19 protein-coding genes are annotated in these 19,192 nt (G+C 70.2%); 13 read left to right on the forward strand and 6 right to left on the reverse strand.

The features are described from left to right. Positions 1–20: 20 nt before the first annotated feature. The 3 genes from AB3M90_RS14875 to AB3M90_RS14885 all read right to left on the reverse strand — a co-directional run bounded on the left by AB3M90_RS14875 (position 21) and on the right by AB3M90_RS14885 (position 2,327). Entirely contained in the window at positions 21–908 is an 888-nt protein-coding gene (locus AB3M90_RS14875) for an EamA family transporter (RefSeq protein ID WP_412953322.1), read from the reverse strand. Positions 909–972: 64 nt separating this feature from the next. After that, a complete protein-coding gene (locus AB3M90_RS14880) occupies positions 973–1,857 on the reverse strand; it encodes an SDR family oxidoreductase (RefSeq protein WP_412953324.1) in 885 nt (294 codons plus the stop codon). 125 nt (positions 1,858–1,982) lie between these two features. Next, a complete protein-coding gene (locus AB3M90_RS14885) occupies positions 1,983–2,327 on the reverse strand; it encodes a DUF7882 family protein (protein WP_412953327.1) in 345 nt (114 codons plus the stop codon). Between the two features lie 74 nt (positions 2,328–2,401). On the opposite strand from AB3M90_RS14885, the gene AB3M90_RS14890 reads away from it, so the two are divergent. Genes AB3M90_RS14890 through AB3M90_RS14900 form a run of 3 tightly spaced genes read left to right on the forward strand, consistent with a single transcriptional unit; the run spans position 2,402 to position 3,891 of the window. Then, on the forward strand, positions 2,402–2,791 hold the full coding sequence (locus AB3M90_RS14890) for a DUF7882 family protein (protein ID WP_412953329.1): 390 nt from the start codon (positions 2,402–2,404) through the stop codon (positions 2,789–2,791). A gap of 24 nt (positions 2,792–2,815) precedes the next feature. Then, positions 2,816–3,385 (forward strand): hypothetical protein, encoded by a 570-nt coding sequence (locus tag AB3M90_RS14895; protein ID WP_412953330.1) that lies wholly within the window; start codon positions 2,816–2,818, stop codon positions 3,383–3,385. Between the two features lie 11 nt (positions 3,386–3,396). Further along, positions 3,397–3,891, forward strand: a complete 495-nt coding sequence (locus AB3M90_RS14900; protein WP_412953332.1) for a CinA family protein — start codon at positions 3,397–3,399, stop codon at positions 3,889–3,891. Between the two features lie 246 nt (positions 3,892–4,137). Here AB3M90_RS14900 and AB3M90_RS14905 read toward each other — a convergent pair whose 3' ends face one another. Next, a complete protein-coding gene (locus tag AB3M90_RS14905) occupies positions 4,138–5,187 on the reverse strand; it encodes a sensor histidine kinase (RefSeq protein WP_412953335.1) in 1,050 nt (349 codons plus the stop codon). Positions 5,188–5,506: 319 nt separating this feature from the next. Between AB3M90_RS14905 and AB3M90_RS14910 the strand changes: the two genes are divergently transcribed. From AB3M90_RS14910 to AB3M90_RS14930, 5 genes are all read left to right on the forward strand, one after another. Further along, positions 5,507–6,163, forward strand: a complete 657-nt coding sequence (locus tag AB3M90_RS14910; protein ID WP_412953338.1) for a response regulator — start codon at positions 5,507–5,509, stop codon at positions 6,161–6,163. A 101-nt stretch (positions 6,164–6,264) separates the two neighbouring features. Continuing rightward, positions 6,265–7,569, forward strand: a complete 1,305-nt coding sequence (locus AB3M90_RS14915) for a M18 family aminopeptidase (RefSeq protein WP_412953340.1) — start codon at positions 6,265–6,267, stop codon at positions 7,567–7,569. Between the two features lie 95 nt (positions 7,570–7,664). Further along, on the forward strand, positions 7,665–9,107 hold the full coding sequence (locus tag AB3M90_RS14920; RefSeq protein ID WP_412953343.1) for a purine-cytosine permease family protein: 1,443 nt from the start codon (positions 7,665–7,667) through the stop codon (positions 9,105–9,107). After that, entirely contained in the window at positions 9,104–9,703 is a 600-nt protein-coding gene (locus tag AB3M90_RS14925; protein ID WP_412953346.1) for a cysteine hydrolase family protein, read from the forward strand. Before AB3M90_RS14920 ends, AB3M90_RS14925 begins: the two co-directional genes overlap by 4 nt. A gap of 84 nt (positions 9,704–9,787) precedes the next feature. After that, positions 9,788–10,843, forward strand: a complete 1,056-nt coding sequence (locus tag AB3M90_RS14930) for an alpha/beta hydrolase (protein ID WP_412953349.1) — start codon at positions 9,788–9,790, stop codon at positions 10,841–10,843. A 162-nt stretch (positions 10,844–11,005) separates the two neighbouring features. Here AB3M90_RS14930 and AB3M90_RS14935 read toward each other — a convergent pair whose 3' ends face one another. Together AB3M90_RS14935 and AB3M90_RS14940 are read right to left on the reverse strand one after the other, a co-directional pair. Then, positions 11,006–12,379, reverse strand: coding sequence for a pyridoxal phosphate-dependent decarboxylase family protein (locus tag AB3M90_RS14935; RefSeq protein ID WP_412953352.1), 1,374 nt, complete (start codon positions 12,377–12,379; stop codon positions 11,006–11,008). Next, positions 12,376–13,029: a TetR/AcrR family transcriptional regulator gene (locus AB3M90_RS14940; RefSeq protein ID WP_412953354.1), complete on the reverse strand. Its 654-nt coding sequence runs from the start codon at positions 13,027–13,029 to the stop codon at positions 12,376–12,378. The genes AB3M90_RS14935 and AB3M90_RS14940 overlap by 4 nt, the downstream gene beginning before the upstream one ends. Before the next feature lie 76 nt (positions 13,030–13,105). Here AB3M90_RS14940 and AB3M90_RS14945 point away from each other — a divergent pair, with 76 nt between their 5' ends. From AB3M90_RS14945 to AB3M90_RS14965, 5 genes are all read left to right on the forward strand, one after another. Next, positions 13,106–14,149 (forward strand): agmatine deiminase family protein, encoded by a 1,044-nt coding sequence (locus tag AB3M90_RS14945; RefSeq protein WP_412953356.1) that lies wholly within the window; start codon positions 13,106–13,108, stop codon positions 14,147–14,149. Next, positions 14,146–15,852, forward strand: coding sequence for an amidase (locus AB3M90_RS14950; RefSeq protein WP_412953358.1), 1,707 nt, complete (start codon positions 14,146–14,148; stop codon positions 15,850–15,852). Before AB3M90_RS14945 ends, AB3M90_RS14950 begins: the two co-directional genes overlap by 4 nt. A 127-nt stretch (positions 15,853–15,979) precedes the next feature. Further along, on the forward strand, positions 15,980–16,831 hold the full coding sequence (locus AB3M90_RS14955) for a tryptophan 2,3-dioxygenase (protein WP_412953360.1): 852 nt from the start codon (positions 15,980–15,982) through the stop codon (positions 16,829–16,831). Further along, a complete protein-coding gene (locus tag AB3M90_RS14960) occupies positions 16,831–17,787 on the forward strand; it encodes an amidohydrolase family protein (protein ID WP_412953362.1) in 957 nt (318 codons plus the stop codon). Before AB3M90_RS14955 ends, AB3M90_RS14960 begins: the two co-directional genes overlap by 1 nt. A 1-nt stretch (position 17,788) precedes the next feature. Next, positions 17,789–19,039: a kynureninase gene (locus tag AB3M90_RS14965; RefSeq protein WP_412953364.1), complete on the forward strand. Its 1,251-nt coding sequence runs from the start codon at positions 17,789–17,791 to the stop codon at positions 19,037–19,039. Positions 19,040–19,192: the final 153 nt, after the last annotated feature.

Consider the following 19,192-nt stretch of genomic DNA (forward strand, 5'->3'; position numbering starts at 1 on the left):
GCCCCGCGTCGGATCGGGGCTCAGTCGGGAAGCGGGATGGGCGCCGTGAACGGACCCGACGCGTCGTCGCGTCGCCGCCCGCGCCGCACTCCAAGAGTCGTCCCGACGCTCGCGGCGATCACGAGCACGACGGCCAGCATCCGCAGCGGTGTCGGGTCCTGCCCGAGGATCAGCCATCCGGCGAGCGTCGCGAACGCCGGCTCGAGGCTCAGCAGCACCCCGAAGACGCGCTGCGGCAGTCGGCGCAGCGCGGCGAGCTCGAAGCTGTACGGGAGGACGGACGACAGCACGGCGGTGATCGCCGCGAGGAGCAGCAGGTGCAGGTCTCCCGCCACGATCGACGCGGTCGGCACCCCGACCGGAAGGAGCAGCATCGCCGCGACCACGAGACCCATCGCCAGGCCGCTGCTGCCGGGGATCAGGGCTCCGACCCGGGCGCTCATGCGGATGTACAGGATCCAGAAGCCGGCCGCTATGACGATGAAGACGACCCCGAGCGGGTCGAGCGGGTCGGCGCCGATCATGCCGTCGATGCCCAGGAGCGCCATGCCGACGAGCGCGACGCCGACCCAGGCGGCATCGGCGAGCCGCCGGGTCAGTACGGCGGCCAGCACCAGCGGCCCGAGGAACTCGATCGCGACGGCGGGTCCGAGCGGGATGCGATCGATGGCGGCGTAGAAGAAGCCGTTCATCGCCGCGAGCGAGACGCCGAAGAGCGTCGCCGCCGTCCACTGCTTCCGGGTCCACCCCCGCACGCGCGGGCGCACGATGGCCACCAGCAGCACGGCGGCGATGACCACGCGCAACGAGGTCGCGCCCCAGGGGCCCAGCACCGGGAACAGCTGCGCCGCCACCGCAGCGCCGAAGGGCAGGGAGAGGCAGGAGCCGACGACCAGAGCGACCCCCACGAGGGGACGGATGCCGCGGGCTTCTGCACTCGCCCAGCCTAGGCGCGGGCGCCTGCGCCCGCCGTCAGAGTGATTTGCCGCCGGTCACCGCGATCACGGCACCGGTCACGTACGACGACTCCCCGGAGGCGAGATACACGTATGTGCCCGCCAGTTCGGCCGGCTGGCCGGCGCGACCCAGCGGGGTGTCGGCGCCGAAGCTCTCGAGTCGCTCGGGGCCCCAGCCGGTCGCCGGGATCAGCGGCGTCCAGATCGGCCCTGGCGCGACGGCGTTGACGCGCACGCCGCGGGAGCCGGCCTCCTCGGCCAGCGCCTGAACGAAGGCCACCTGGGCGGCCTTGGTCATCGCGTAGTCGATCAGTCCCGACGACGGCTGCGACGACTGGATCGACGACGTCACGATGATGCTCGAGCCCGGCTCGAGGTCGGGGAACGCGGTGCGCGCGGTGACGACCAGACCGACGAGGTTCGTGTCGAACACGCGGCGCATGCGCTCGGTCGAGAGGTTCTCGAACCCGTCGATGTCGTGCTGATAGGCGGCGTTGAGCACGAGGATGTCGAGTCCGCCGAACTCCTTCCTCGTGCGGACGACGATGTCGGTCGCGAACGACTCGTCGCGGACGTCTCCCGCGAGGCTCAGCCCCCGCGCGCCGGCCTCTCGCACGAGGGACAGGGTGGCGTCGGCATCCGCCTGCTCCTCGGGCATGTGGGCGATCGCGACGTCGGCGCCCTCGCGGGCGAACGCGATGGCGACCGCCCGGCCGATGCCGGAGTCGCCGCCGGTGATCAGGGCGCGCCGCCCCTTCAGGCGCTCATGCCCGACGTAGCTCTCCTCGCCGTGATCCGGGGTGGGCTCGGTGCGATCCGTGAGGCCGGGCTGATCCTGCCCCTGCGCGGGGAATCCCTCTTCGCGGTGCGCGTGCCGGGGGTCGGGTGTGCTGTCGGTCATGCTGGCTCCTCGTCGTCTCGGCGGGTGCCCGAGGAGGCGTGCCCTCGAGCGTGGTCTCTCGAGACTTCCCGGTCGCCGGTTCGACGGGCAGGGGGTTGACAGTGCGCAGCGGTCGGCGGCAGAGCTCAGTTCGGAGCGTTGACGGGCACCTCTGCGGTCGACGGCTCGCCCGTGTCAGCGGGCTCCGGAACGAGGTAGAGGCCGCCGGGTGCGTTCGCGGTGAAGGCCAGCGCCTCGATCCAGGCGCGGTTGACGGAAGGCTGCCTGCTGCCGAAGTACTTGAACACGAGCGAGCTTCCGGGCTGGATCCAGACCGTCGTCCGCCCGCCGCCGACGCTCGCATCCTCGCGCCAGCTGAAGGGGAACGGCTCTCCGCGGCGCAGCTTGGTCGTGATGACGAGTTGCAGGTGGGTGAGGGCGCGATCCTCGATCTCCGTCTTCACGCCGCCCTCGTAGATGAACTTGCCCATGTTCTCCTCGTTCGACTGTGCCCCGGTGAGACGGGCCCTGTCGGATTCGTGCCCGTCTGCGTAGCGTATGTCCCATGGGGACCCTGTACTACGGTGACGCGCGAAATCCGATCCGGATCGACGATCTGGTGCTGGCTCATCTCAAGGTGGTCATCGCGACCAAACTGCGGCGCAATGAGAGCTTCACTCTATCCTGGCGGCATCCGCCCGGTGAGCCGGTCGGACGCTCGACGATCTGGCTCCACCCCTCGATCCCGTTGCGCTTCACCTTCGACGAGCCCGATCCGCCGCAGTTGCGCTCCGACTGGATCAGCGCGATGGCGACGTCGGCGAATTCCAGCGGGGGCATCACGATCCTCACCCGAGCCGACCTGCCGGTCGGCGCGACGGGCGGTGAGGTGGGTGTCGGCGCGGAACGAAGTCAACCCCCTCGGCAGAACGCCGCCGCATCCGTAGATTTCTGACGACGACTCCGAGGAGGCACAGCCATGAACGCACGACACATCGACGATCGCCCCGACGAGGGCACGGCTCCCACGACGACGCATGCCGAGTGGGGCGCCGGCAACCCTCGCCTGCGCATCACGCGCGACGAGGAGCGGATGGAGTTCGCGCTGGAGGCCGACACCGTGCGGATCGGATCGGCCGCAGGCAACGAGCTGCGCCTCTCCGACACCGACCCGGTGCACGCGACCATCGAGCATGACGAGCGCGACGAGTACGTGCTGACCATGCACGGTTTCGGCGAGATGAACGCGAACCCCGGAGCGGATGCCACGCACCCCGGTGAGGCCACCGAGACGCTGCGGACGGGGTCGCACTTCACGGCGGGCCCGTGGACTCTCGTCTTCGCCCGCGAGGAGTTCGCGGATCACGGCCGTCCGTTCGGCGGCCGCAAGGGCGGCGAGTACTCCGATCAGCCGCTGCAGCCGCCGCGTCCGGACTATGCAGCGGGCGAGTCGCCCGACGGCGCCGACGAGCCGCAGCAGGAGGACCCGGATTCCACCGAGGGCCCCCAGTCGAACGCCCCGCAGTCCGCGCCCGATCGCGGACTCTGAGGAGGCGCGGGGTGGCGGCCGAGGATCACGACGACGTCGTCCGGCTGAGCGAGCTGGCGCAGTCCCGGCATCTGCGCGTCTGCGTCGCCGAGTCGCTGACCTCCGGACGGCTCGCCAACACCGTCGGAGCGGGCGGGAAGGCGTCGGAGTGGTTCGCCGGCGGCATCGTGGCCTATTTCACCGAGGTCAAGGAGCGCGTGCTCGGCCTGACGCCCGGCACCGACCCGGTCTCCGCCGCGTGCGCCGAGGAGCTCGCGGCGGGGGCGCGCACGCTGTTCGACGCCGACATCTGCGTCGCGACGACCGGCGTCGGCGGCCCGGGACCGGAGGGGAAGCACCCGGCGGGAACCGTGTATCTGGGTTGGGCGACGGCCGAAGGTAGAGGGCACCGGCGCCTCGACCTCGACGGCGACCCCGACGACGTCATGGATGCGAGTGTGGATGCCGCGATCCGGCTGCTGGCGTTCCACGCCGAGGGGCTGCGTCGTCCGCTCGACGGCGACTGACGCGCGGAAGAGCCCGCGTCCCGGAGGACAGAAGGCGATCGCGAGCGCGCAAGTGTTTCAGAAGCCAGAAAGACCGCGCTCGCGATCGCAGCGCTGGGGACGCTTTATCTGGGGAGCCTCCAGAATATTCGTGCGGCCGAGCGCCTCTGAAGAGCCGAACGTCGAGACCTGGAGTGGACTTTCGTCTAGATGTGGTCGCGAAGCGGCGCGGAATCGCGGGGCGATCATGTCGTCGCCGCTCGCCGCTCAGCCTAGCGGAAGACGCGCGGATACCAGCCACGAGCCGTCGACTTCTCCCGCGCTGAACTCGCCTCTCGCACCGATCACGCGTTCGGCCATTCGCCCGAGTCCGGTGCTGCTCGACGACAGATGTCGTCGTGGTGTCGTCGGAAGGGGGCTGCGCAGGACGAGGGCCGCCGCGTCGTCGTCGAGGTCGAGCCGGACCAGGACCTCGCCGGGACCGGCGTACTTGAGGATGTTCGTCGCCGACTCCCGCACGATGCGGGCCAGGACGATCTCGGTGGCGCGCGGGATCCGCTCGTCGCGCGGGTCGCCCTCGGAACGGACCGAGTGGCCGGCGGATTCGAACTCCTGCCGCGCCTCGTCGATCGCTTCCGCGAGGTCGCCCGTCTGCACCCCGACGGAGCGGGGTCCGTCGTCGGCGAGCTCGATCACGAACCGCAGATCGGCCATCGCCTTGCGGGCGGCGACGCGGATCGCCTCCCGCGACTCGTCGCTCGTGCGCGGGTCCTCGAGCATCTGCACGTGCAGTGCCACCACCGTGAGGTGGTGGGCGATGCTGTCGTGCAACTCGCCGGCGATCCATCGTCGTTCGGCGAGTACGGCTTGGCGTTCCTGCTCGGCGCGCTCCTGGAGCTCGAGCTCCAGGCGTCGCCCGCGAGCGAACGCGATCCGCAGTGCGAAGCCGACGGCTCCGGCCACTGCGGCGAAGATGAGGAACAGGCCGACGTTCACACCGGCATCCACGTCGCCGTTGGCGACGAGCGCCGCTGCGACCAGGAAGGCTCCGGTGTACGACAGGACCAGAGCGGTCCACCCGAGCCTCATGACCAGGCCGGCCGCGACAGCGGCGGCGGTCAGGACTTGGGATTCGGTTCCTACGAGGAAAGAAAGTGCGAACACGACGCCCAGGGCGCCTGTCGCGATGAGGGGGTTCCAGATGTAGAGGGCGAAGACCGCCGTGGACGAGATGCTCACCAGCACGGCGAGCGGGTTCACACCCGGGACCGTGAGGAAGGAGATGACGTCGAGGGCGACGGTGATGGAGATGATCACCAGGATGACGATCCGCTCTATCGTGCTGAGCTTCTCGCCTCGGCCCAACCGGAGCCCATCCGCTGAATCCCGGGTCGTCTGGTCGAAGGCCATGGTTCACTATCTCCTATTCGCCAGGTAATCTAGCGGACGAGACCAAAGAACTTGCCAACCTGCTGCCAGAAAGTCATACCGTTCACCACCTTTTCCTAGTCGTTCGTTGATGTCTGAACTAATCTTCTCGGCGTTCACGAATCAGCACATCTGACTCAGGACCAGACCTGACTAGACAAAGGTCTATAGTCAGGCGCCGCCCTGTCGCCACGGTTAGGCTTCCTTCATGCCCGATATCCGAGTCCTGATCGTCGACGACGATCCGCTGGTGCGCTCGGCGCTCTCGCACTTCGTCTCTCGCGACCCGAACATCGACGTCATCGGGCAGGCGGAAGACGGTCTGGAGGCGATCGACACGATCGAGCGCCTGCAGCCCGACGTGGTGATGATGGACGTGCAGATGCCGGAGATGGACGGCATCGAGGCCACCGGTGAGATCTCGCGGCGCTGGCCGCACGTGCGCATCCTCGCGGTCACGACCCTCGACGGTCGCGACACGGTCCTCCCGATGCTGAGCGCAGGCGCCTCCGGATATCTGCTCAAGGACTCGAGCGCCGAGGAGATCGTCATCGGCGTGCGCGAGGTGCATGCGGGAGCGAGTTCGCTGTCGCCGCGGATCGCGTCAATGCTCATCAAGCACGTGCGCGACTCGGAGCCGACGACCGGCGACGTGACCGCCCTCGAACCCCTCACCGACCGTGAGGCCGAGGTGCTGCAGTGCCTGGCCAAGGGCATGTCGAACGCCGAGATCGCCAAGGCCCTGATCGTCTCGGAGGGCACGGTGAAGGCGCACCTCGGTCGCATGATGTCGAAGTGGCATCTGCGCGATCGCGTGCAGATCCTCGTCGCCGCCGCGCATGCGGGGCTCGTGAACTTCCGCTGATCTTCCGTCGGGCCTGCGCGGAGCGTACGCACGGGCATCGGAGCGAACGGACGGGCATTCGGGATTACGCTCGAATGACGCCGATCCAGGAGGTCACACCCATGCCCGTCACCCCCGACGCCCTCGCCCACGCCGAGGATCTCGCCGACTTCGTCGCCGCGTCGCCGTCGAGCTACCACGCGGCCGAGGCGATCGCACGCCGCCTGGAGGGCTCGGGTTTCGCACGGCTGCGGGAGGACGAGGCCTGGCCGGCGCAGCAGGGCGGTCGCTTCGTCGTCGTGCGCGACGGCGCCGCCATCGCGTGGACGGTACCGACGGATGCCGGTGCGACGACACCCGCCCACATCTTCGGAGCGCACACCGATTCCCCCGGCTTCAAGCTGAAGCCTCAGCCCACCACCGGATCGCGCGGATGGCTGCAGGCCGCGGTCGAGGTCTACGGCGGCCCTCTGCTCAACTCCTGGCTCGACCGCGAGCTGCGTCTGGCCGGGCGCCTCGCCCTGGCCGACGGCCGCGTGGTGCTGGCGGAGACGGGGGCCCTCCTGCGGATCGCGCAGCTGGCCATCCACCTCGACCGCGGCGTGAACAACGGTCTCGCCCTCGACAAGCAGACCGAGACGCAGCCCGTGTGGGGGCTCGGCGACCCCACCCAGGCCGACATCCTCGGCGAGCTCGCCTCGTCGGCCGACGTCTCGGCAGCCGACATCCGTGGCTACGACGTGATGGTCGCCGACACCTCACGCGGCGCCGTGTTCGGGAAGGACGACGCGTTCTTCGCCTCCGGACGCCTCGACGACCTGGCGTCCGTCCACGCCGGCGTGGCCGCCCTCGCCACGGTCTCCACGTCGGGCGCATGGGAGGCGTCGGGTGCGCCGATCGCCGTGCTCGCCGCCTTCGACCACGAGGAGCTGGGCTCCGAGTCGCGATCGGGTGCGGCCGGCCCCTTCCTCGACGACGTGCTCGAGCGGCTCTACGCCGGGCTGGGCGCCGACTCCTCCGACCGGCGCCGCGCCTCGGCGACGTCGTGGTGCCTGTCGAGCGACGTGGGCCACTCGGTGCACCCGAACTACGCGGCCAAGCACGACCCCGTCGTGCAGCCGGTGCTGGGGTCGGGACCGATCCTCAAGCTCAACGCGAACCAGCGGTATGCGACGGATGCCGTCGGAGCGGCCGCATGGCGCGAGTGGTGCGCACGGGCCGACGTCGTCCCCCAGGAGTTCGTGTCGAACAACGCGGTGCCCTGCGGCTCGACGATCGGCCCGATCACGGCCACTCGTCTCGGCATCCGCACCGTCGACGTCGGCATCCCGATCCTCTCGATGCATTCGGCCCGCGAGCTCGCCGGGGTCTCCGACCTGCACGACCTCGCCCGTATGGCCGAGGCGTTCTTCGCCGCCGAGCCGTAGGCGACGGGGTCGCGAAACGCCGCATTCACACCCGTAACCGGCGGAACGCGCCACCGCGCGCAGCGCGTGTCGCCGCCCGGTGCCAAGATGTCTCCATGACGGACATCACGCCGGCTCTCATCGAGCGCGCGGGCATCGAGATCATCCCCGAATCCGAGCGGGTCGCGAAGCCGCGCGACCTCTTCTGGCCCTGGTTCGCGGCGAACGTGTCGGTGTTCGGCATGTCGTACGGGTCGTTCGTGCTCGGTTTCGGGATCTCGTTCTGGCAGGCGACGCTGGTGTCGGTCGTCGGCATCGTCGTGTCGTTCCTGCTGTGCGGCCTCATCGCGATCGCCGGCAAACGCGGATCGGCGCCGACCATGGTGCTGTCTCGTGCGGCCTTCGGCGTGCAGGGGCAGAAGGTGCCCGGCGTCATCTCGTGGCTGACCTCGATCGGCTGGGAGACCTTCCTCGCCATCCTCGCCGTGCTCGCCACCGCCACGATCATCTCCCGGCTGGGCGGCGACGGCGACAGCACGATCCTCAAGGTGATCGCGACCGTCATCGTCGCGGCGCTCATCGTGGCGGCATCCGTTCTCGGCTATCACACCATCATGCGGATGCAGTCGGTGCTCACCTGGATCACCGGCGTCGTGACCGTCGTCTACATCTTCCTGGCCGCACCGCGGATCGATCTCGACGCGGTGCTGGCCCGCCCCGACGGCGGGGTCGGTCAGGTGATCGGAGCGCTGGTGATGGTCATGACCGGGTTCGGGCTCGGATGGATCAACATCGCGGCGGACTGGTCGCGCTATCAGAAGCGCACGGCGCCCGACGGGGCGATCGTCGCCTGGAACACGGTCGGAGGCTCGGTGGCGCCCGTCGTCCTCGTGGTGTTCGGGCTGCTGCTGGGGGGCTCCGACGACGAGCTCATGAGCGCGATCGCCGCCGATCCGATCGGCGCCCTCGCATCCATCCTGCCGGTCTGGGTGCTCGTGCCCTTCCTGCTCACCGCCGTGCTCGCGCTGGTCTCCGGCGCCGTCCTCGGCATCTACTCCTCCGGACTCACGCTCCTGAGCCTCGGCATCCGGATTCCGCGCCCCACGGCGGCGGCCATCGACGGGATCATCCTCACTCTCGGAACGATCTTCGTCGTCTTCGTCGCCACCGATTTCCTCGGTCCCTTCCAGAGCTTCCTCATCACCCTCGGCGTGCCACTCGCGTCGTGGGCGGGCATCCTGATCGCCGACATCCTGCGCCGCACCGAGGATTACGACGAGGATTCCCTGTTCGACGCCTCCGGCCGATACGGCGCGTGGGACTGGCCGTCGATCATCACCATGGTCGTCGCCTCGGTCATCGGCTGGGGCTTCGTGGTGAACACCTTCGCCGAGGACGCACCGTGGAACAACTGGCAGGGATACCTGCTCTTCCTCATCGGAGGCAGAGACGGCGACTGGGCCTACGCCAACCTCGGGGTGTTCTTCGCCCTCGTGCTGTCGTTCGTCGTGACCTTCTTCGCTCGGGCCGCGAAGATCCGGCGGCAGGAGAGGGCGTGAGCGACGCCCACCCGGTCGTTGGGCGAGGAGCGCAGCGACGAGACGAAACGCCCGATGCCTGGCTGGTGGTGATCGACCCGCAGGCGATCTTCGCGTCTCCCGACTCCGCCTGGGGTTCGCCGTTCTTCGCGGCGGCGATGCCGCGCATCCGGGAATTGGCCACCGCCTTCGACGAGCGCGTGATCGTGACGCGATGGATGCCGACGGCCGACCGGTCGACGTCATGGGGCGCGTACTTCGACGCCTGGCCGTTCGCCGATCAGCCGTCCACCGCCCCCCTCTTCGACCTGGTGCCCGACGCGATCGGGCTGTCGACGCATCCGACCCTCGACCTGCCGACGTTCGGCAAGTGGGGACCGGAGCTCGAGGCGCTCGTCGGGCGCGCGCCCCGCGTGGTGCTCGCGGGCGTCGCGACCGACTGCTGCGTGATCTCGACCGCCCTCGCCGCGGCCGACGCCGGGGCGCACATCACGGTGGTCGCCGATGCGTGCGCGGGGTCGACGGCCGAGAACCACGCGGCGGCGATCCGGGTGATGGGGCTGTATCCGCCGCAGATCACCGTGAGCGACACGGCGACGGTTCTCGGAGCGCACTGACGGCCCGGGACGACGGATGCCGGATGTCGCGGGCGACGGCCGGCGCCGGAATTCTGGCACACTGATGCGCGGAGAGGGGTATCCGTGACCACGAGCGCGCCTGCAGAATCGTCCGAGCGACCGCCGAAGACCCGCCGACCCTGGCATCGCACGCGGATCGCGGTCGGCGTCGTCATCGCGGTGGTGGTCGTGGTCGCCGTCATCGCGTCGATCTCGCCGTGGCCCTCCGCCATGATCATCCGTGCGGTCTTCACCAAGGGCGGGAACGAGACCGCGGCCGAGATGGACAGGCACGTGCCCGACACCGAGTTGACCGAGACACTCGACATCGCGTACGGCGACGCAGGCGCCGACACGACGATGGACGTGTTCCGACCGGCATCCGCTACCGGGCCGCTGCCCGCGGTCGTCTGGATCCACGGCGGCGCCTGGATCTCGGGTGCGAAGGAGAACGTCGACCCGTATCTGCGCATCCTCGCGGGCGAGGGGTACACGACCATCGGCGTCAACTACACGATCGGTCCCGAGGGCGTGTACCCGCTGGCCGTCCACCAGCTCAACGAAGCGCTGGCCTATATCGACGAGCATGCCGACGAGCTCGGTGTCGACCCCGACCAGATCGTGCTCGCGGGCGACTCGGCCGGCGGACAGCTCGCCAGCCAGATGGCAACGCTGATCACGAGTCCCGACTACGCCGAGATCATGGACATCGAGCCCTCGCTCGACGCCGGTCAGCTCGTCGCCACGATACTGAACTGCGGCGTGTACGACCTCGCCGCGCTCGCCGAGCTCGACGGCATCGCCGGCTGGGGCCTGAAATCGGCCATGTGGGCGTACTCCGGCACGAAGACGTGGGCCGAAGACGCGACCGGCGCCACCATGTCGACGATCGACTGGGTCACGGCCGACTTCCCCACGACGTACATCTCGGGCGGCAACGGCGACGGGTTGACCTGGCTGCAGTCGATCCCGATGGCGAAGCGCCTCGACGAACTCGGCGTCGACGTCACGACCCTGTTCTGGCCCGCCCCGCACGAGCCCGCGCTCCCGCACGAGTATCAGTTCCATCTCGACATGCCCGACGCGCAGACCGCACTGCAGAAGACGATCGACTTCCTCGACGCGCACACGTCGCGCTGACGGCATCCGGGCTGTCCCGATCTGCGGACGCCGTCCCGATCTGCTCACCATGCATCGTGACCGGGTGAGCAGATCGGGACGAGGTGAGCAGATCGGGACGGGAATGGGACCGGGACAAGGGCCGGACCGGATGCCGGGGGGCCGGATGCCGGGGGCCCGGGGCTACACCATCGTGTCGAGGATGCCGACGAGGTCGTCGAAGGTGGTGAGCGGATTCAGGATGGCGAAGCGCGTGTTGGGGCGTCCGTCGTGCGAGCTGGGAACGACGAAGGCGTGCTGGGCGTCGAGCAGCCCTGCCGACCACCGGTCGTAGTCGGACCTCTCCCAGCCCTCGCGCTCGAACACGACGACCGAGAGCTGCGGATCGCGCACGAGGCGCAGCTCCGGGCGGCGGCGGATCTCTTCGGCGATGCGCGCGGTCAGGGCGATGGTCGCGCTCACGGCCTCCCGGTACGCGTCGACGCCGTAGGTCGCGAGCGAGAACCACATCGGCAGTCCTCGCGGGCGACGGGTGAGCTGGATCGAGTAGTCCGAGGGGCTGAACTCGTCGACGTCGGTCAGGATGTCGAGGTACTCGGCGTGCTGGGTGTGCGCGCGTCGCCCGGCATCCGGGTCGCGATAGATCAGCGCACAGCAGTCGAACGGCGCGAACAGCCACTTGTGCGGGTCGACGATCACCGAATCGGCGCGTTCGACGCCGGCGAAGAGGTGCCGGGCCTCGGGCGCGAGCATCGCGGTGAGCCCGTAGGCGCCGTCGATGTGCAGCCAGAAGTCGAACTCGTCCTTCAGGGCCGCGATGCCGGCGATGTCGTCGACGATGCCGAAGTTCGTCGAGCCGCCCGTGGCGACGACGGCGCAGATCTCGTCGCCGAACTCGGCGAGAGCCGCGCGCACGGCGTCGGCGCGCAGCACGCCGTCGTCGCCGGCGGGCACGAGGAGGACGTCGGCGTCCATGACTCTCGCCGCGGACTTGTTCGACGAGTGCGCCTCGGCGCTGCACAGGATCTTCCACCGCCTCGGCAGCTCCCTGCCCGCCGCGAGCAGACGCGCCTTCGCCGCCTCGCGCGCCGCCACGAGAGCCGACAGATTGCCGATGGTGCCTCCCTGCACGAACACCCCGCCGGCGCTGTCGGGGAGCCCGAACTCCCGCGCGAGGAAGGCGAGCACCTCGTTCTCGGCGTGCACGGCGCCGGCACCCTCGAGCCAGCTGCCGCCGTAGAGACCGGATGCCGAGACGACGAGGTCGAAGGCGATGGCCGCGGTCGTCGGCGCCGTGGGGATGAACGACAGGTAGAGGGGGTGGCTCGTCGTGAGGCACGCCGGGGCGAGGATGTGCTCGAACACGCTGAGGGCGCGCTGCGCACCCAGTCCGCCGTCGGTGATCGTGGTGCCGACGAGGCGGCGCAGCTCGGCCTCGGACTGGGGCTTGTCGAGCGGCACGGCGGTGGCCAGCATCCGCCGCCGTGAATAGTCGAGCACGGCGTCGACGATGGCGGCCTGCTCAGACGACGGGGCGTGCATGCGGTCGGTGCTCATCGGTGGTCCTCCGGGGTGCGGGTGGGGGAAGTGGCGGATGTCGAGGCGTCGGGGCGGTCGAGCACGGCGGCGACCGTGCGGCGGGCGAGGTCGGCGCGGTCGCGCGGCGCCCATTTCACCAGCGAGTGCGCGCTCATGCCGTCGACCATGGCGAGCAGCATCCAGGCTGTGAACGAGGGATCGACGGGCTCGTGCGCCGCCGATCCGGCACGGGCGATGACGTCTTCGAGGCCGCTCTGCCACCGGTCCATCTCGGCGCGCACACGATCGCCGAGGGCGTCGTTGCGCGCCCCCATCGACCACGCCTGCACCCAGATCAGGGCGACGTCGTCGCGCGAGTCGTCGAGCAGGGTCTCGACCAGACGCTGCAGGCTCGCGCGCAGGTCGGGTTCGGGGTCGAAGGCGCCGAGCACCTCCTCGCGCTCTGAGCCGACGATCGCGCCGAACACCTCGGCGACGAAGGCGTCGGCGACCGGCCGGTAATGCGACACGAGGGCGGGTGTGACGCCGGTCCGCGCGGCGACGGCGCGGACGGTGAAAGCGTCGAGTCCGCTCTCGCGGACGAGCGCCACGGCTCCGTCGACGATCGCTCTCTCGCGTTGCTCGGGTGGCATCCGCCGCGGTGCGGATGCTCTTGACGTCGTGTTCATCGAGGGTTACGGTAGCAGCTATTGATCACGCGTTCAATAGCAGCACGACTGTTCTGAACCGCACCGAGGAGTCACCATGAGCTGGCGCATGCCCGCCGAGACCGCCCCGCACGACCGCACCTGGATGGCCTTCCCCGCCAAAGGCCAGACGCTCGGCGACAGCGACGCCGAGCGCGAGGAGGGATACGCGACCTGGACCGCGGTCGCCCACGCCGTCGTGGAGTTCGAGCCCGTCACCATGCTCGTCGACCCGAGCGAGATCGGCCGGGCGCGGCGCATGCTGAGCCGCGAGGTCGACATCGTCGAAGCACCCGTCGACGAGTTCTGGATGCGGGATTCGGGCCCCACCTTCGTCGTCGACGACGAGCGCCCCGGAGTGCTCGGGGCGGTCGACTGGATCTTCAACGGCTGGGGCGCCCCCGCCTGGGCGGAGTGGTCGAAGGCGGCCGAGCACGGGCGCATCGTCGCAGGTGCCGTGGGCGCCGAGCTCGTCAGCTCGACCCTCGTGAACGAGGGCGGCGGCATCCACGTCGACGGCGAGGGCACGGTGCTCCTCACCGACACCGTGCAGCTCGACCCGCGGCGCAACCCCTACGCCGACCGGCAGCGCGTCGAGGCCGAGATGCTCCGCACGATCGGCGCCACGAAGGCCGTCTGGCTGCCACGCGGACTCACGCGCGACTACGACGACTTCGGCACGAACGGACACGTCGACATCGTCGCGACCATCGTCTCGCCCGGCCGAGTCCTGCTGCACGAGCAGCAGAACCCGGAGCACCCCGATCACGCGGTCAGCCGCGAGCTGCGGGCGCATCTGGAGCACGAGAGGGATGCCGCGGGCCGCCGCTTCGAAGTCGTCGGGCTCCCGGCGCCCGCCACGCTGCGCGACGCGGAGGGCTTCGTCGACTGGAGCTACGTGAACCACCTGGTCACCAACGACGGCGTGGTGGCATGCGGGTTCGGCGACGAGAAGGCGGATGCCGGGGCTCGTGAGATCCTCGCCGACGCGTACCCGGGCCGCCGGGTCGTGACCGTCGACGCGCGACCGCTGTTCGACCGCGGCGGCGGCATCCACTGCATCACCCAGCAGCAGCCTCGTCTCGCGACGGTGAAGCCGTGAACGTCCACGAAGCCACCATCGCCGACCTCCGCCGCGCTCTCGAGTCCGGCGAGATCACGGCCGCGGCCCTCGTCGACGCGTACCTCGCCCGCATCGACGCGTTCGACGGCCCCGATACCGCGACCGCGCTGAACGCCGTCGTCGTGCGCAATCCCGACGCACGGGCCGAGGCCGCGGCATCCGATGCGCGTCGCGCCGCCGGTGAGACGCTCGGTCCGCTCGACGGCATCCCGTACACGGCGAAGGACAGCTATCTGGTGCGGGGGTTGACCGCGGCATCCGGCAGTCCCGCCTTCGCCGACCTCGTCGCGCAGCGCGACGCGTTCACGATCGAGCGCCTGCGCGCGGGCGGCGCGATCTGCCTCGGCCTGACGAACATGCCTCCCATGGCGAACGGCGGCATGCAGCGCGGCGTCTACGGCCGCGCCGAGAGCCCGTACAACGCCGAGTTCCTCACGGCGCCGTTCGCCTCCGGATCGTCGAACGGATCGGGCACCGCGACCGCCGCGAGCTTCGCGGCCTTCGGACTCGGCGAGGAGACCTGGTCGAGTGGTCGCGGTCCTGCGACGAACAACGCGCTCTGCGCCTATACCCCTTCGCGGGGTGTGATCTCGACCCGCGGAAACTGGCCTCTCGTGCCCACGATGGACGTCGTCGTGCCGCACACCCGCACGATGGCCGATCTGCTCGAGGTGCTCGACGTGATCGTCTCCGACGATGGCGAGACCCGCGGCGACTTCTGGCGAACGCAGCCGTGGGTGCCGCTGCCGTCGTCATCCGATGTGCGGCCGGAGTCGTACCCCGCCCTCGCGGACGGCGCGTCGCTCGACGGCGTCCGGATCGGCATCCCGCGGATGTACATCAACGCCGATCCGGATGCCGGCACCGCCGATCACCCGGGCATCGGAGGCCCGACCGGCCGGCGCATCGAGACCCGTGCGTCGGTGATCGCCCGCTGGGAGGCGGCGCGCCGGGACCTCGAAGAGGCGGGTGCGATCGTGATCGAGGTCGACTTCCCCGTGGTGTCGAACTACGAGGGCGACCGTCCGGGCGCTCCGACCATCGCGACGCGCGGCCTCGTGTCGCCCGAGTACCTCCGCCGCGAGATCGTCGACCTGTCGGCATGGGCCTGGGAGGACTTCCTCCAGGCGAACGGCGACCCGCGTCTGTCGACCCTCGCCGACGTCGACGGGGCGACGATCTTCCCGCACCCGGCGGGCGCGCTGCCCGACCGGTACACCGGCTTCGACGACGACATCGCCGAGTACCCGGGTTGGGTGAACGCGAACCCCGGAGCGTCGTTCGCCGACATGCCCGAGCTCGCCGACGGACTCCGCGGCCTGGAGGAGACCCGACGGGTCGACCTCGAGGAATGGATGGACGGCCTCGGTCTGGATGCAGTCGTGTTCCCCGCGGTGGCGGATGTCGGACCCGCCGACATGGATGTGACCGAGGCCTCCGCGGATCTCGGGTGGCGCAACGGCACGTGGATCGCCAACGGCAACCTGGCCGTGCGGCACCTCGGCATCCCGACGGTCACCGTGCCGATGGGGCTCATGACCGACATCGGGATGCCGATCGGCCTGACCTTCGCGGGTCGCGCGTATGACGACTCGGCGCTGCTGCGGATGGCTGCCGCGTTCGAGGCTGCCGGCGCACCGGTCGAGCGCCGCACTCCCCCGCCGCGGACGCCGCGGCTCTGACGAAGGCTCTCCTGACGCTTCGACAGGCTCAGCGGCCCAGCGACATGGGTCCCTGAGCTTGTCGAAGGGCCACATCCGTGGCATTTCATATCTGTGACGTTCGACATGTTCCTGATACGTTCAGGAGATGAGCACCGACAACGAGCGCGCACTGGAGTCCGGCATCGTCACGGACCTGTCGGGAAGGATGACCTATGGCTCGTACCTCCGCCTCGACCAGCTGCTCTCTGCGCAGCATCCGGTCAGCCGGCCCCGGCACCACGACGAGATGCTGTTCATCATCCAGCACCAGACCACGGAGCTCTGGCTCAAGCAGCTGCTGCATGAGCTGTCGTCGGCGCGGGAGCTGCTCGCCCGTGACGATCTGCGCGAGGCGTTGAAGCGCATCGCGCGCATCAAGCGCATCCAAGACGTCATCACCCAGCAGTGGTCGGTGCTCGCGACGCTCACCCCGACCGAGTACGCGCAGTTCCGCGGGGCGCTGGGCAACTCGTCGGGCTTCCAGTCGGTACAGTATCGCGCGGTGGAGTTCGCCCTCGGGAACAAGAACGAGAAGATGCTCGGCGTCTTCTCCGACCACCCCGCGAACCGCGCGCTGCTCGAGGCCGAGTGGGATAAGCCGACGCTCTACGACGAGTTCCTGCGCTTCGCCGCCCGCCGCGGCCTTCCCGTGCCCAGCGAGATCCTCGACCGCGATGTGCGCCTCCCCTACCGCGAGACGCCCGAGCTCGTGCCGGCGATCCGGGCGATCTACCAGGACCCCGCAACGCACTGGGACCTCTATGAGGCGTGCGAAGACCTCGTCGACCTGGAGGACAACTTCCAGTTCTGGCGCTTCCGGCATCTCAAGACGGTCGCCCGCACGATCGGCATGAAGGTCGGCACCGGCGGTTCGAGCGGGGTCGGCTTCCTGCAGCGCGCACTCGATCTCACCTTCTTCCCCGAGCTGTACACGGTGCGCACCGAGATCGGCGGCTGATGCGCGCCGCCACGTTCTTCGACGGTGCGACCTGGCGCGAGGGCGTCGCGCGGGTGGATGACGGGCGGATGCTGCTGCGCGAGGTCGCATCGCCCGCCCCGGTCCCCCGGCTCGACGGCGTGATCATCGGCGGATTCACCGATCATCACGTTCATCTGCAGCTCGTGGAGGTCGACCGTCTCACGGGCTCGCGCCTCGGACGCGTGATCGATCTGGGGGCGGATCCCGCGGTCGTGGCGTCCTACGCCGGGGCAGCGCGTCTCGGCACCCCGCGGATCGAGTTCGCCGGCGCATTCCTGACCCCACCCGGCGGCTATCCGTCGGATCGCGACTGGGCGCCGGCCGGGTCGTTCCGCGAGATCGCCGACCGCACCGCTGCCGCGTCGGCCGTGGCCGAGATGGCCGAGGCCGGGGCGTCGTGCATCAAAGTGTCGAGCAACAGCGACGCCGGGCCGGTGTTCGACGATGACCTCTCCCGCGCCATCGTCGCCCTCGCCGCGGATCACGGTCTGCCCGTGGTCGTGCACGCCCAGGGCGCCGGAGAGGCGCAGCGCGCCGCGCGCCTCGGCGCACGGGCGCTCGCCCACGCCCCCTTCACCGAGCGTCTCACCGACGAGGAGATCGGGCGGCAGGCCGCGGCGCTGACCTGGATCTCGACCCTGTCGATCCACGACGGCGCGGAGCGGGCGACGGCCATCGACAACGTCCGGCGCTTCCACGAGGCCGGCGGGTCGCTGCGCTACGGCACCGACATGGGCAACGGCCCGACACCGGTCGACCTCCATCCCGGCGAGGTCGCGGCCCTCCTCGAGGCCGGTGTCGACGGTGTCCGTCTCCTCCAGGCCCTCGCTCCCGCGGATCCGCGCGATCCCACGGCGCCGCTTCTCCTCCTTCCCGCGCGCGACGGCGACCCGCGCGATGCCCGCGAGCTCACCCCCGACGACCTGAAGGCCTGACATGACCGATCTCCTCGACTCCGCTCGCGCACTCGACGCCGCCGACCCTCTCGCGGCGCACCTCGACGCCTTCCTCGACGCCCCCGGTGTGACCGCGTACCTCGACGGCAACTCGCTCGGTCGACCGTTGCGCGAGCTGCCCGACCGGCTCGCCGCATTCGTGCGCGAGGACTGGGGCACACGGCTCATCCGATCGTGGGACGAGCAGTGGATGGCGCTTCCGGTGGCGCTCGGCGACCGCATCGGGCGCGTGACCCTCGGTGCCGCCGCCGGACAGACCGTCGTCGCCGACTCGACCAGCGTGCTCATCTACAAGCTCATGCGCGCAGCGGCGACCTGGGCCGCAGATCCGTCGACGGGTGCGGCCGGCGCTCCCCGCCGGACCGAACTGGTGATCGAAGCCGGGAACTTCCCGACCGACCGATTCCTCGCCGAGGGCGTCGCGGCCGAGGCGGGCCTGACGCTGCGCTGGCTCGAGCCCGATCCCGTCCACGGCGTGACCGTCGCCGACGTGCAGCACGCCGTGTCGGAGCGCACGGCGCTCGTGTCGCTCAGTCACGTCGACTACCGCTCCGGCGCCTTGGCCGACATGCCGGGGATCACCGCCGCCGCGCATGAGGCCGGCGCCCTGATGATGTGGGACCTGTGCCATTCGGCCGGCGTCGTCCCGATGCAGCTCGACGACTGGGGCGTCGACATGGCGGTGGGCTGCACCTACAAGTACCTGAACGGCGGGCCGGGATCGCCCGCCTTCGCCTACCTGCGCAGCGATCTGCAGGGCTCGCTTCGGCAACCGATCCAGGGCTGGTGGAGCGCTGCGGACATCTTCGCCATGGCGCCGGAGTACGCCCCGGCGGGCGACATCCGCCAGTTGCTCAGCGGCACGCCGCCGGTGACGTCGATGCTCGCGATGCAGGGGATGCTCGACCTCATCGAGCGCGCGGACATCCGGGCCGTGCGCGCCAAGTCGATCTCCCTCACCGGCCTCGCCGTCCAGGCGTACGACGAGGTGCTCGCCCCGCTGGGCGTCCGCCTGCTGAGTCCGCGCGACGCCGAGCTGCGCGGGGGTCACGTCACGATCGGGCATCCGGATTTCCGTGAGGTCACCGCCCGCCTCTGGGCCGACGGCGTCATCCCCGACTTCCGCTTTCCCGACGGGATCCGTCTGGGCCTGTCGCCGCTCAGCACGTCGCACGTCGAGACGGTCACCGGCATCCTCGCCGTGCGAGACGCACTGACGGCGCATGGCTGACGGGGCGGAACCACGGACCCGGGCGACGGGCCCTTCGACAGGCTCAGGGACCCAACGGGCGGGGGCGGGCCCTTCCACAGGCTCAGGGACCCAACGGGCGGGGGCGGGCCCTTCCACAGGCTCAGGGACCCAACGGGCGGGGGCGGGCCCTTC

Source organism: Microbacterium martis (genome assembly GCF_047246685.1).
In the GTDB taxonomy this organism is placed as follows: Bacteria; Actinomycetota; Actinomycetes; order Actinomycetales; family Microbacteriaceae; genus Microbacterium.